This window comes from Stenotrophomonas sp. 57, assembly GCF_030291075.1.
Lineage (GTDB): Bacteria > Pseudomonadota > Gammaproteobacteria > Xanthomonadales > Xanthomonadaceae > Stenotrophomonas.
Genome location: NZ_CP127407.1, coordinates 2,064,959 through 2,077,915 on the forward strand (window position 1 = coordinate 2,064,959; position 12,957 = coordinate 2,077,915).

Annotated in this window: 10 protein-coding genes; 4 read left to right on the top strand and 6 right to left on the bottom strand. The window is 65.9% G+C overall.

The annotated features are described in order from the left end of the window. Positions 1–4 precede the first annotated feature (4 nt). The 5 genes from QP512_RS09500 to betI all read right to left on the bottom strand — a co-directional run bounded on the left by QP512_RS09500 (position 5) and on the right by betI (position 6,868). Positions 5–874 (bottom strand): crotonase/enoyl-CoA hydratase family protein, encoded by an 870-nt coding sequence (locus QP512_RS09500; RefSeq protein WP_286071866.1) that lies wholly within the window; start codon positions 872–874, stop codon positions 5–7. A gap of 200 nt (positions 875–1,074) precedes the next feature. Beyond that, a complete protein-coding gene (locus QP512_RS09505; RefSeq protein WP_286071867.1) occupies positions 1,075–2,751 on the bottom strand; it encodes a long-chain fatty acid--CoA ligase in 1,677 nt (558 codons plus the stop codon). Positions 2,752–2,984: 233 nt separating this feature from the next. Beyond that, positions 2,985–4,667: a choline dehydrogenase gene (betA, locus tag QP512_RS09510; RefSeq protein WP_286071868.1), complete on the bottom strand. Its 1,683-nt coding sequence runs from the start codon at positions 4,665–4,667 to the stop codon at positions 2,985–2,987. 99 nt (positions 4,668–4,766) lie between these two features. After that, entirely contained in the window at positions 4,767–6,239 is a 1,473-nt protein-coding gene (gene betB, locus QP512_RS09515) for a betaine-aldehyde dehydrogenase (RefSeq protein WP_053449653.1), read from the bottom strand. A gap of 38 nt (positions 6,240–6,277) precedes the next feature. Further along, positions 6,278–6,868 (bottom strand): transcriptional regulator BetI, encoded by a 591-nt coding sequence (gene betI / locus QP512_RS09520; protein ID WP_286071869.1) that lies wholly within the window; start codon positions 6,866–6,868, stop codon positions 6,278–6,280. 169 nt (positions 6,869–7,037) lie between these two features. Between betI and QP512_RS09525 the strand changes: the two genes are divergently transcribed. Together QP512_RS09525 and QP512_RS09530 are read left to right on the top strand one after the other, a co-directional pair. After that, positions 7,038–8,588 (top strand): BCCT family transporter, encoded by a 1,551-nt coding sequence (locus QP512_RS09525; RefSeq protein WP_286071870.1) that lies wholly within the window; start codon positions 7,038–7,040, stop codon positions 8,586–8,588. Between the two features lie 110 nt (positions 8,589–8,698). After that, entirely contained in the window at positions 8,699–9,148 is a 450-nt protein-coding gene (locus QP512_RS09530) for a hypothetical protein (protein ID WP_286071871.1), read from the top strand. A 121-nt stretch (positions 9,149–9,269) separates the two neighbouring features. On the opposite strand, the gene acnA is transcribed toward QP512_RS09530, so the two are convergent. Further along, positions 9,270–12,023: an aconitate hydratase AcnA gene (gene acnA, locus QP512_RS09535; RefSeq protein WP_286071872.1), complete on the bottom strand. Its 2,754-nt coding sequence runs from the start codon at positions 12,021–12,023 to the stop codon at positions 9,270–9,272. A 301-nt stretch (positions 12,024–12,324) separates the two neighbouring features. Here acnA and QP512_RS09540 point away from each other — a divergent pair, with 301 nt between their 5' ends. Both QP512_RS09540 and QP512_RS09545 read left to right on the top strand, forming a co-directional pair. After that, complete coding sequence (locus QP512_RS09540; RefSeq protein ID WP_005409505.1) at positions 12,325–12,549, top strand: AbrB/MazE/SpoVT family DNA-binding domain-containing protein; 225 nt, start codon at positions 12,325–12,327, stop codon at positions 12,547–12,549. 6 nt (positions 12,550–12,555) lie between these two features. Continuing rightward, a complete protein-coding gene (locus QP512_RS09545) occupies positions 12,556–12,954 on the top strand; it encodes a type II toxin-antitoxin system VapC family toxin (protein ID WP_286071873.1) in 399 nt (132 codons plus the stop codon). Positions 12,955–12,957 lie beyond the last annotated feature (3 nt).

Here is a 12,957-nt window from a genome sequence, read left to right on the forward strand (position 1 = left end):
GCTGTCAGGCCGGGTCGCCATTGCGCCGGGCCTGCGCCCGCACCAGGCGATCCATCGTGCGCAGGGACTTCTCGCCGAGCTGCATGGCGGTGTCCACCCAGATCTCGGTGATCCGCATCATTTCGTGCAGCGGCACCATGGTGGCGATCTCGTTGACCTCGCGCATCGCTGCCCAGGCGTGCGGGATGCGCTTGCTGTCCTTGATCACCTGTTCGACCGCGGCCACGCCTTCGCCGACCGGTACCACGATGTCGACCAGGCCCATCTCCTTCAGTTGGCTGGCGGTGTAGAGATTGCCTTCCAGCATGATCTTCTCTGCCAGGCGCGGACTGATCCGCTGGCACAGGAAGGAGTAGGCGCCCATGCCGGGGAACAGGTCGAAAAGCACCTCCGGCAGGCCCATCAGCACGCCTTCCTCGGCAATGATGGTGTGGCAGCTGAGGGCCGCCTCGAAGCCGCCTCCCAGCGCATTGCCCTGGACCAGGGCGATGCTGTGCGCGCGGGCGCCCAGCCCGGCATGGAAGGCATGCACCCCGCGCACGCAGCGCTGGGCGTAGTCGAGCAGGCGAGCGCGATCGCCTTCACGGATCAGGCGGCAGAACAGCTCAAGATCGCCACCCAGGTTGAATACGTCGCTGTCCGAGGCCAGAACGACATGGGGGGACAGGACGTGCGAGGCGCTGAGGCGATCGCCCAGTTCGCGCTGGTAATCGACGATGTCATCCACCAGGCGTGAGGCAAAGCACGGCCGCCCCGGCTGGTTGACCAGATTGGCATGCATGTGGATCCAGTAGACATCCCGCTCGGGTTCTTCGGTAATGCGCAGGGTGGGGTGCTGCGAGGGGCGGGTGATGATGGGGCGTACTGCGGACATGGGAGTTCTCCGTATGACCGTCCGGCCAACCGCAGAGCGGACGGAGATGGGTGAGGGGGTGAGCTGAACGTGCGGCGGCGACTGATTCTATGCACCCGTCGTGAACCGCCCGCAAGCGCTGTACCGGCCCTGTTCCGGCAACAAAAAAGGCCCCGCTGTCGCCGGCGAGGCCCCTGGAATCTCCCTTCGCCCTGAAACCCTTACGGGGCGGGCGTATCACGTAGCTCGCGACGGAGAATCTTGCCGACATTGGTCTTCGGCAGCTCTTTTCGGAATTCGACGATTCTGGGGTGCTTGTAACCGGTCAGGTTTGCCCGGGCATGCTCCTTGACCATTTCGGCGGTCAGGTTCGGATCCTTCTTCACGATCACGACCTTGACCACCTCGCCGGACTTTTCGTCCGGGACGCCGACGGCGGCCACTTCCAGCACGCCCGGCATCATCGCGATGACGTCTTCCACTTCGTTCGGATACACGTTGAATCCGGACACCAGGATCATGTCCTTCTTGCGGTCGACGATGTAGAAGAAGCCCTGCTCATCCATTTTCGCCATGTCGCCGGTGTGCAGCCAGCCGTCGGCGTCGATGGCCTTGTCGGTTTCCTCGGGGCGCTGCCAGTAGCCCTTCATCACCTGCGGGCCCTTGATGCACAGCTCGCCCACCTCGCCCAGCGACAGGATGTTGCCGTTGTCGTCCTTGATGCAGGCATCGGTGGACGGGATCGGCAGGCCGATCGAGCCGTTGTACTCGGGCAGGGTGAGCGGGTTGATGCACGCCGCCGGCGAGGTCTCGGTCAGGCCATAGGCCTCGACCAGGGTGACGCCGGTGGTCTTCTTCCAACGTTCGGCCACCGCGCGCTGCACGGCCATGCCGCCGCCCAGGGTGAACTTGACCGAGGAGAAGTCGATCTGGTCGAAGCCGGGTGTGTTGAGCAGGCCGTTGAACAGCGTGTTGACGCCGGTGATGGCGGTGAAGCGGGTGCCCTTCAGCTCCTTGACGAAGCCCTTCATGTCGCGCGGATTGGTGATCAGGTGGTTGCAGCCACCGAACTTCATGAACACCAGGCCGTTCGCCGTCAATGCAAAGATGTGGTACAGCGGCAGGGCAGTGATGATCACTTCCTTGCCCGGCTCGATGCCCGAGGTCGACAGCCACGCCGACGCCTGCTGCATGTTGGCGATCAGGTTGCGGTTGGTCAGCATCGCACCCTTGGCCACGCCGGTGGTACCGCCGGTGTACTGCAGGAAGGCGATGTCGTCGTGGTCGATCTCGACCGGCGGCAGCGTGTGGTGGCTGCCCAGCCTGAGCGCCTGCCTGAAGCGGACCGCGCCCTTGATGCTGTAATTGGGCACCATCTTCTTGATGTACTTCAGCACGAAGTTGACGATCGCGCCCTTGGCGCCAAGCAGGTCGCCCAGGCCGGTGGTGATCACGTGCTTGACCGGCGTGTCGGCGATGACCTGCTGGACGGTGTCGCCGAAGTTGTCGACCACCACCAGCGCGGTCACGCCGGCATCGACCAGCTGGTGCTTCAGCTCGCGCGCGGTGTACAGCGGGTTGACGTTGACCACGGTGAGCCCGGCGCGCAGCACGCCGAAGGTGGCCACGGGGTACTGCAGGCAGTTGGGCATCATCAGGGCGACGCGGTCACCCTTCTTGAGCTTGAGCTCACCCAGAAGGTAGGCCGCGAACCGGGTGACCAGCGCATCGGTTTCACCGTAGGTGAGTACCTTGCCGAAGCTGGAGTAGGCGGGACGGTCGCGGAATTTCGCGACGGACGCGTCGAAGACCGAAGCTACCGAATGGAACTCGTTGACGTCGATCTCGGCGGGAACGCCTTTCGGATAGCTCTGCAGCCAGGGACGATCCAGACTCATATTCCCCCTCCAGGAATCGTGATGTATTAGGTTCCGGCCCTGAGCGTATCGACAATGGCCGTTCATTGCAGCATACCCCGCCGTAGGGAAAACGCGAAGAGGGGTTTGCGGCGCGGCAAGGGTGGGTGCCGACCTTGGTCGGCACAGGATTGCGAGGGGGGGCTGTGGAGGCGTGCCCACCAAGGTGGGCACCCACATGGAGGCGGGGGAGGCCGCGTAGCGAGGCGTCTGCGTCAGTCCTGCTTGCGCACCGGTGCACCATTGGCCTTGTAGTACGGCGCGGTGCTGCGGGGCAGCGGGGTGCGGCCGCGGATCACGTCGGCCAGCTTCTCGGCCATCATGATGGTCGGCGCGTTGAGGTTGCCGGTCACCACCTGCGGCATGATCGAGGCATCGACGATGCGCAGGCCTTCCAGGCCGTGCACGCGGCCCTGGCCATCGACCACCGCCATCGGGTCGTCGGCATGGCCCATCTTGTTCGAGCACGACGGGTGGTAGGCGGTCTCGGCATGTTCACGGACGAACGCATCGATCTGCGCATCGGTCTGCAATGCGCTGCCCGGGGAGATCTCGCGGCCGCTGTACGGTGCCAGCGCCGGCTGCGCGAAGATCTCGCGGGTGATGCGGATCGCCGCACGGAACTCGCGCCAGTCCTGGTCGTGCGACATGTAGTTGAACAGGATGCTCGGATGTTCGCGCGGATCCTTCGAGCGCACGTGGATGCGGCCGCGGCTGGGCGAGCGCATGGAACCGACGTGCATCTGGAAGCTGTGCGCCTTGATCGGGTTGGAGCCGTTGTAATTGATCGCCACCGGCAGGAAGTGGTACTGCAGGTTCGGCCAGTCGAACTCGGCGTCGCTGCGGATGAAGCCACCGGCCTCGAACTGGTTGCTGGCGCCGATGCCGGTGCCCAGGAACAGCCACTCGGCACCGATCGCCGGCTGGTTGTACAGCTTCAGTGCCGGGGCCAGCGACACCGGCTTCTTGCACTCGTACTGCAGGTACATCTCAAGGTGGTCCTGCAGGTTGGCGCCGACACCTGGCAGGTGGTGCACCAGCTCGATGTCCAGGCTGCGCAGCAGGTCGGCCGGGCCGACGCCCGAGCGCTGCAGGATCTGCGGCGAGGCGATGGCGCCGCCGCACAGCAGCACTTCGCGGCGGGCAGTGGCACGCTGCGGCTGGTCGTTGTGCAGCCACTGCACGCCCACCGCACGCTTGCCCGAGAACAGGATGCGGTCGGTCAGCGCGTGGGTGACGATGGTCAGGTTCGGGCGCGGCTTGGCCAGGTCCAGGTAGCCGCGGGCGGTGCTGGAACGACGGCCCTTCGGGGTCACCGTGCGGTCCATCGGGCCGAAGCCTTCCTGCTGGTAGCCGTTGAGGTCGTCGGTGCGCGGGTAGCCGGCCTGTACGCCGGCTTCGACCATTGCAGCGAACAGCTCGTTGTTGCCGGCCTTCGGCGTGGTCACGCGCAGCGGGCCGTCGCCACCATGGTAGTCATTGGGGCCGATGTCGCGGGTTTCCGCCTTGCGGAAGTACGGCAGGCAGTCCAGGTAGGTCCAGTCTTCCAGGCCCGGCATGCTGGCCCAGTTGTCGTAGTCCATTGCATTGCCGCGGATGTAGCACATGCCGTTGATCAGCGACGAGCCGCCCAGGCCCTTGCCGCGGCCGCAGTCCATGCGGCGGTTGTTCATGAAGGGCTCCGGATCGGTCTTGTACGCCCAGTTGTAGCGCTTGCCCTGCAGCGGGAAAGCCAGTGCCGCCGGCATCTGGGTACGGAAGTCGAGCCGGTAGTCCGGGCCACCGGCTTCCAGCAGCAGCACGCTGACATCGGCATCTTCAGTGAGGCGGGTGGCCAGCACGTTGCCGGCCGAACCGGCGCCGATGATGATGTAGTCGTACTCGTTATGGGTGCTCATGGGTGTCTCCTGCAGGCCGGGGCGCGCTGCATGCAGGCGTCCCGGCGGAATGTCGGATCGGCACGATGGCCGGACGATGGGGTGCGCAGGGCGCGCCGGTCAGAACACGCTGGCGTAGTCGCCCAGCTCGACCTGCACCGACTTGATGCGGGTGTAGTGGCCGAGGGTGGAGATGCCGTTTTCGCGGCCGACGCCGGATTCCTTGTAGCCGCCCACCGGCATTTCGGCCGGCGATTCGCCCCAGGTGTTGATCCAGCAGATGCCGGCTTCCAGGCGGTGGATGATGCGATGGGCGCGGCTGACGTCCTTGCTGACCACGCCGGCGGCCAGGCCGAAGGTGGTGTCGTTGGCGCGGCGCACCACTTCGTCCTCGTCGTCGTAGGCGAGGATGCTCATCACCGGCCCGAAGATCTCTTCGCGGACAATCGTCATGTCATCGCGGCAGTCGGAGAACACGGTCGGCAGCACGTAGGCGCCATTGGCCAGCGCGCCTTCGGTGGCACGGCCGCCGCCGGTCAGCAGGCGGGCGCCTTCGGCCTTGCCGCTCTCGATGTAGCGCAGCACGTTCTCCATGTGCGGGAAGCTGGTCAGCGGCCCGAAGTTGGTCTCGGCGGCCATCGGGTCGCCAATGCGGATGCGCTTGACGCGCTCGACGACAGCGGCTTCGAACGCGGCCAGCATGCTGCGCGGCACGAACACGCGGGTGCCGTTGGTGCAGACCTGGCCGGAGCTGAAGAAGTTGGCCATCACCGCGATGTCGGCGGCGCGGTCCAGGTCGGCGTCATCGCAGATCACCAGCGGCGACTTGCCGCCAAGCTCCATGGTCACTTCCTTCAGCGACGAAGACGCGGCGCTGGCCATCACCTTCTTGCCGGTGGCGACGCCGCCGGTGAAGGAGATCTTCTCGATCACCGGGTGCTCGGTCAGCCACTGGCCGATCTCGCGGCCCGGGCCCTGCACCACGTTGAACACGCCGGCCGGCACGCCGGCTTCGGTGTAGATCTCGGCCAGCCGGATCGCGGTCAGCGGGGTCACTTCGGACGGCTTGAACACCATCGCGTTGCCGGCGGCCAGGGCCGGGGCCGACTTCCACATGGCGATCTGGATCGGGTAGTTCCAGGCGCCGATGCCGGCGACCACGCCGAGCGGCTCGCGGCGGGTGTAGAAGAAGCTCGATTCGCGCAGCGGCAGCTGGATGCCTTCGATGGCGGTGGCCAGGCCGGCGTAGTACTCGACCACGTCCGCGCCGGTGACGATGTCCACGGTGGTGGTCTCGGCCAGTGCCTTGCCGGTGTCCAGGGTTTCCAGGTGGGCCAGCTCGTCGTTGCGCTCGCGCAGGATCTCAACGGCGCGGCGCAGGATGCGCGAGCGCTCCATCGCGGTCATCGCTGCCCACACCTTCTGGCCTTCGGCCGCGCTCTGCACGGCGCGCTCGACGTCGGCCTGGCTGGCGACCTGCACCTCGGCGATCACCTCACCGGTGGCCGGGTTGACGCTCTTGAAGGTCTTGCCGCTGGTGGCGTCGACGCGCTGGCCGTGGATGTAGAGCTGTTGGACGGGCAGGGTGGTCATGGGGCGTACTCCTTGGAAGGGGGCGGGTGCTGAAGCGCTTATAGCGCGTCGGCCTGCAACTGGAAGTCGATGTAACCGTAAGCGATGCGCCGTGATTTCTCGGCGTTGAACTGGCCGCCGACCAGGCTGCCGCGCAGCCACAGGCCGTCGATCATCGCGGCCAGGCCGCGGGCGGCCAGGCGGGCCTGCGGGTGGGGCAGCAGGCGGTTGAACTGGTGGCACAGGTTGGAGAACAGGCGCTGGTCGTTGGCGCGCTGCAGCCGGGCCAGTTCCGGCTGGTGCATGCTGGCTGCCCAGAAGGTGAGCCAGACGCGCATCGCGGTGCCGTTGATCTGGCTGTCGTCGAAGTTGCCATCGACGATGGCGCGCAGCTGGTCGCGCGGGTCATCGCCAACGTTGGCGCGGTAGCGGGCGACGGCGTCCTTCAGTTCGCGCAGGATCTGCCGCATGGCAGCATTGAGCAGCCCGTCCTTGTCGCCGAAGTAGTGGGCGACGATGCCGCTGGACAGCCCGGCTTTCCTGGCGATGGTGGCGACGGTCGCATCGGCCATGCCGATCTCGTCAATGGTCTGGAAAGTGGCCCGGATCAGCTGTTCGCGCCGTACCGGTTCCACGCCTTTCTTCGGCATTGTCTCTCCACGGATTGCGACCCGAAGGATCGGGCTGCCCAGCATTATGCTTTTTATTGATTGAACGTTCAATCAATAAACCCTAGGATGCGCTCGCGCCCCACGCCATGGGCCCGGTTTACCGGTCCGGCCCCGCCCATGTGCTCCCCCGGACTGATGAGACGATCCCATGTCTTCCCTGGCTCATCCCAAGCGTTCGCCCCTGCGCTTGAACCGTTTTGTGTTCTTCAGTTCCTCGGTGTCGATCGGCATCCTCGGGCTGCTCACCGTTCTCTATCCCGAAGGCAGCGAGCACTGGCTGCAATGGGCGCAGGCCGAGGTCTCGGCGGCGTTCGGCTGGTGGTACATGCTGCTGATCGTGCTGTGCCTGGGCTTCGTGCTGTGGCTGGCGTTCTCCCCGTACGGCCGCATCCGCCTGGGCCACAACGAGGAATCACCGGCGTTCAGCTACGTGGCCTGGGTGTCGATGCTGTTCTCTGCTGGCATTGGCATCGCGCTGCTGTACTACGGCGCCTACGAGCCGCTGGACCATTTCCTGCATCCGCCCGGGCAGCCCGGTGGCACCGTGGCCGCCGGCCGCGAGGCGATGGTGCTGACCTTCCTGCACTGGGGTCTGCACGGCTGGGCGCTGTACGCGCTGGTGGGCGTGGCGCTGGGCTACTTCGCCTACCGCCGCGACCTGCCGCTGGCGCTGCGTTCGGCGCTGTACCCGATCTTCGGTGAGCGCATCCACGGCCGCATCGGCGACATGGTCGATGGTTTCGGCATCCTGGCCACGCTGATCTCGATGGTGACCAACCTCGGCATCGGTGCGCTGGTGGTGCAGTCCGGCCTGGTCTACCTGTTCCACATTCCGGATACGCCGCAGGTGCTGGTGGCGATCGTGCTGGTGATGATGGTGGTAGCCACCATCGGCGTGGTCGCGGGCGTGGAGAAGGGCATTGCCTGGCTCTCCAACCTCAACGTGCGCCTGCTGTGCGGCCTGCTGTTGTTCGTGCTGGTCACCGGCCCGACCCTGCATCTGTTCGACGGCCTGATCCAGAACACCGGCGATTACCTCGGCGCGTTCGTGCGCAAGAGCTTCGACATGTACCTCAACGACCCGAAGGGCCGTGAGTGGATGGGCTCGTGGACGCTGTTCTACTGGGCCTGGTGGATCGCCTGGGCGCCGTTCGTCGGCCTCTTCGTGGCACGCATCTCGCGTGGCCGCACCATCCGAGAAGTGATCATGGGCGTGTTGCTGATCCCGCTCGGCTTCACCCTGGCCTGGCTGTCGATCTTCGGCAATACCGCCATCGACCTGGTGCTCAACCACGGCCAGGCGATCCTGGGCGACGTGGCGCAGCACGATGCGGCGATGACGCTGTTCAAGCTGCTCGAATACCTGCCCGCCGCGCCCTACGTGGCCGGTGCCGCAGTGGTGATCGGTTTCGTGCTGTTCCTGACTCCGGTCGATTCGGGCACGCTGATGATCGCGAACCTGTGCACCCGCCGTGTTGATGACGGCGTGGAGGATGGCCACGACGCGCCGATCTGGCTGCGCGTGTTCTGGGCGGCCGGCATCACCGTGGCCAGCGTCGGCCTGCTGCTGGCCGGCAACTTCAGTGCGATGCAGACCGCAGTGGTGCTGTGCGGCCTGCCGTTCTCGTTCACCCTGGCCTTCTACATGTGGGGCCTGCTGAAGGCGCTGCGTACCGATCCGGATGCGCCGCGGCGCTGAGCGCGGGTGGGCATGGGCGCGCGCCGATGCCTGCCACATTTCATTGCATTCCTAGATACGTCGCATGGGGTCGTGATGGACCATGGGGTCTCCTCGAACAGGAGATCCCTATGAAGCCTTACCTCTGTGGCCTGTTGCTGTCCGTTGCGATTCCGCTGCGTGCCGAGCCGATGCCGCCTCCGATGCAGCAACTCGATTTCCCGGTGCTGGCAGTGGGCGACATCGGCCAGTTCCGTGTCCACGCGCCCGCCTATGCTGGCGGGCAGGGCCGGGTGTCCTACGCGGCCCACGCGCTGATGCCCGGCACCGACGATGACCGGGGCTACCGCTTCATCGCGGCCGAGTGCGGCGAGGGATTCACGCCCTACGTGCACTACAACGACCGTGGCGTGGTCTGCTCGCGTTTCGGCGAAGCGCCCCACGCCGCGTTCGAGATGGTGGTGACGGTGTTGAACGTGGGCGCGGTCGACGGTGAAACCGTGATGCCCGAGGGCCTGGGGGCGCTGGTGTACGACATCGGCTCGGCGGTGGCGCCGTGGCGGATCTACGGCGTGCGTTGAGGCGACCGGCGCATTCGCTACCGCGTCCAGCAGAAAGGCCGGGCCCCTGCGGACCCGGCCCTCGGCAGCCGGCGGAGGGGCCTGGGCGTGTTGCCCGGCACCGCCGCCGTCCGGCCCCACCTTACTTCGCGGCCAGCTGGCGCAGCACGTACTGCAGCAGGCCGCCGTGGCGGAAGTACTCCACTTCCTTCGGGGTCAGCAGCATCACCGATACCTCGAAGGTCTTCTTCGTGCCGTCGGCCTTGGTGGCAGTGACCGTGGCGCGTTTGCTGGCACCGTCCTGCAGGCCGGTGATGTCGATCACCTCCGAACCGTCCAGGCCCAGGCTCTGTGCGTTTTCGCCGTTGCGGAACTGCAGCGGCAGCACGCCCATGCCGACCAGGTTGGAGCGGTGGATGCGTTCGAAGCTTTCGGCGATGACCGCCTTCACCCCCAGCAGCAGGGTGCCCTTGGCTGCCCAGTCGCGCGACGAGCCGGTGCCGTATTCCTTGCCGGCCAGGACCACCAGCGGCACCTTGTCGGCCTTGTACTTCATGGCCGCATCGTAGATCGCCAGCTTCTCCGGCTGGCCGCCGCCGGCCGGGTGGTACAGGGTGTTGCCGCCTTCCTCGCCACCGAACATCAGGTTCTTGATGCGGATGTTGGCGAAGGTGCCGCGGACCATCACGTCATCGTTGCCACGGCGGCTGCCGTAGCTGTTGAAGTCGGCCGGCTGCACGCCGCGTTCCTGCAGGAAGCGGCCTGCCGGCGAGTCCTTCTTGATGTTGCCGGCCGGGGAGATGTGGTCGGTGGTGATCGAATCGCCGAACAGGCCCATCACGCGTGCACCATGCACGTCGTCGATGCTGCCGGTCTGCATGGTCATGCCATCGAAGTACGGCGGGTTCTTGATGTAGGTGGAGGCGTCGCTCCACGCGTACAGGTTGCCGTCCGGCGAGGCGATGGTGTTCCAGCGGGTGTCACCCTTGAACACATCAGCGTAGTTCTGCTTGAACATCTCCGGGCCGATGGTGGCGGCAATGACATCGCCGATTTCCTTGTTGCTTGGCCAGATATCGCGCAGGAACACCGGCTGGCCATCGCTGCCGGTGCCCAGCGGCTGGGTGGTCAGATCGATGTCGGTGGTACCGGCGATGGCGTAGGCGACGACCAGCGGCGGGCTGGCCAGGTAGTTCATTTTCACTTCGGGGTGCACGCGGCCCTCGAAGTTGCGGTTGCCCGACAGCACCGAGGTCACCACCAGATCGCCAGCGGCAATGCCGGCGCTGACTTCGGTCGGCAGCGGGCCGGAGTTGCCGATGCAGGTGGTGCAGCCATAGCCGACCACGTAGAAGCCGATCTTCTCCAGCTCCTTCAGCACGCCGGCCTTTTCAAGGTAATCGGTAACCACGCGCGAGCCTGGGCCGAGCGAGGTCTTTACCCACGGCTGGCGGTTGAGGCCCTTGGCGGCCGCGTTGCGCGCCAGCAGGCCGGCACCGATCATCACCGCCGGGTTGGAGGTGTTGGTGCAGGAAGTGATGGCGGCGATGACCACCGCGCCGTCCTTCAGCCTCACCTTGCGGTTGTCGATCTCGATGTCGGCGAAGCCCTTGGCCAGCTGCTCGTTGCCGACCGCTGCGCCGCCGCCTTCATTGACGAACGTGGACACATCGTCGCTGCGCTTGTCACGGTTGGCGGTCATGCCGACCAGCGCTTCACGGTAGTTCTTCTGCACGTCCTCCAGCAGCACGCGGTCCTGCGGGCGCTTGGGGCCGGCCAGCGACGGCTTCACGGTGCCCATGTCCAGTTCCAGCGTGGTGCTGTACTGGGCGTGCGCGCTGCCTGGTTCGTGCCACAGACCCTGCGCCTTGGCGTAGGCTTCGACCAGGTTGATCTGCTCTTCGCTGCGGCCGGACAGGCGCAGGTAGTTCAGCGATTCGGCATCGATCGGGAAGATGCCGCAGGTGGCGCCGTATTCCGGGGCCATGTTGCCGATGGTGGCACGGTCGGCCAGCGGCAGGTGCTGCAGGCCATCACCGTAGAACTCCACGAACTTGCCGACCACGCCGAGCTTGCGCAGCATCTGGGTAACGGTCAGCACCAGGTCGGTGGCGGTGGCGCCCTCGGGAAGCTTGCCGGTCAACTTGAAGCCCACCACCTGCGGGATCAGCATCGACGACGGCTGGCCGAGCATGGCCGCCTCCGCTTCGATGCCGCCCACGCCCCAGCCCAGCACGCCGATGCCGTTGATCATGGTGGTGTGGCTGTCGGTGCCGAACACCGTATCGGGGTAGGCCACCGCCTTGCCATCCTTGTCCGCGGTCATCACCACGCGGGCGAGGTTTTCCAGATTCACCTGGTGGACGATGCCGGTGTTGGGTGGCACCACCTTGAAGTTGTCGAAGGCCTTCTGGCCCCAGCGCAGGAAGCCGTAGCGTTCCTGGTTGCGCTGGAATTCGATCTTGCCGTTGAGGTCCAGCGCGTCGGGCTTGCCGAACACGTCGACCTGCACCGAGTGGTCGATGACCAGTTCAGAGGGAATCTGCGGGTTGATCTGCTCAGGCGAGCCGCCGAGCTTGACCACCGCATCGCGCATCGCGGCCAGGTCGACCACGCAGGGCACACCAGTGAAGTCCTGCAGGACCACGCGCGCCGGCATGAAGGCGATTTCGGTGTCCGGCTCGGCGGATGGGTTCCAGCGGGCCACGGCTTCGATGTGGTCGGGGCCGACGGTTGCGCCGCCGTCCTCATGCCGGAGCAGGTTCTCCAGCAGGATCTTCATCGAGTAGGGCAGGTGGGAGATATCGAAGCGCTGGCCCAGCGTGGGCAGGCTGAAGTAGTCGTAGGTCTTGCCGCCGACGTTCAGCTGGCTGCGGGTGGAGAACGAATCGCTCATGCGGGGTAACTCCTTCTTGCGGATGGCTTGCAGTGGCCCGTTCGTGGGTGGGCCTGCTTGCGGTCGCCGCGGGCCTGGTGGCCCCGGAGGTTCCAGTATGAACCCGAAACTGAATGGATTCACCCGGGCCGGGTCCGGCCTGCGGCATCGGTTCCAGACTACAGGGGGAGGTGTATGGCGTATGTCACGTGTGTGGCCGATCCTTTGCGAGGCCAGGGCTGGCGGATCGCCGGTCCCGTTCAGGGTGGAAGTATGCCCGGAGAAGTATGTATAATTCGTGCATACTCTGGAGGGCCTACCGATGGAAGCCACTGTTGCAGAACGCGGACAGATCACCCTGCCCAAGGCGGTGCGTGATGCCCTCGGCCTGACCAAGGGCACGCTGCTGAAGGTCGAGCTGGACGGCAGCCGCATCATCCTGCGCAAGAGTGTTGACGATGCCATTTCACGGGCGCGCGGCAAGTTCGCGCTGGATGGCTTCGAGTCGTCCGATGCGGCAGTACGCGCGGTTCGCGACGAGGAATAAGCCGTGATGATCGCCGTCGATTCCCCGGTGCTGGTCGAGCTGCTCAGCAATGGTCCGCAGGCCGATGCGGTGGAAGCCATCCTCCGGCAGAGCCTGGTCGGCGGTCGCGTGGTGGTCTGTGGCGCGACCCTGGCCGAAGTCTGCGCATCGCTGCGTGGCGGCGCCGAGGTGCTCGAAGCGCTGGAAGAAATGGGCGTGCACTTCAACCCGATGGAAGCCAAGTCGGCGCTGCGCGCCGGCGAGATGCACCGCCGCCACCGCCAGCGCGGCGGCAACCGCCGCAGCCTGGACGAATTCATGGTCGGCGCCCACGCACTGTTGCAGTGCGACGGCCTGATCACCTGGAACGACACGTTTTACCGCGACTACTTCAAGGGCCTGAAGCTGATCGTGCCGCACGCCTGAGCC

What these genes read in the sequence shown, in the direction of transcription:
- QP512_RS09500 (WP_286071866.1), bottom strand. Translation starts at nt 874, where the DNA reads ATGTCCGCAGTACGCCCCATCATCACCCGCCCCTCGCAGCACCCCACC.
- QP512_RS09505 (WP_286071867.1), bottom strand. Translation starts at nt 2,751, where the DNA reads ATGAGTCTGGATCGTCCCTGGCTGCAGAGCTATCCGAAAGGCGTTCCC.
- betA (WP_286071868.1), bottom strand. Translation starts at nt 4,667, where the DNA reads ATGAGCACCCATAACGAGTACGACTACATCATCATCGGCGCCGGTTCG.
- betB (WP_053449653.1), bottom strand. Translation starts at nt 6,239, where the DNA reads ATGACCACCCTGCCCGTCCAACAGCTCTACATCCACGGCCAGCGCGTC.
- betI (WP_286071869.1), bottom strand. Translation starts at nt 6,868, where the DNA reads ATGCCGAAGAAAGGCGTGGAACCGGTACGGCGCGAACAGCTGATCCGG.
- QP512_RS09525 (WP_286071870.1), top strand. Translation starts at nt 7,038, where the DNA reads ATGTCTTCCCTGGCTCATCCCAAGCGTTCGCCCCTGCGCTTGAACCGT.
- QP512_RS09530 (WP_286071871.1), top strand. Translation starts at nt 8,699, where the DNA reads ATGAAGCCTTACCTCTGTGGCCTGTTGCTGTCCGTTGCGATTCCGCTG.
- acnA (WP_286071872.1), bottom strand. Translation starts at nt 12,023, where the DNA reads ATGAGCGATTCGTTCTCCACCCGCAGCCAGCTGAACGTCGGCGGCAAG.
- QP512_RS09540 (WP_005409505.1), top strand. Translation starts at nt 12,325, where the DNA reads ATGGAAGCCACTGTTGCAGAACGCGGACAGATCACCCTGCCCAAGGCG.
- QP512_RS09545 (WP_286071873.1), top strand. Translation starts at nt 12,556, where the DNA reads ATGATCGCCGTCGATTCCCCGGTGCTGGTCGAGCTGCTCAGCAATGGT.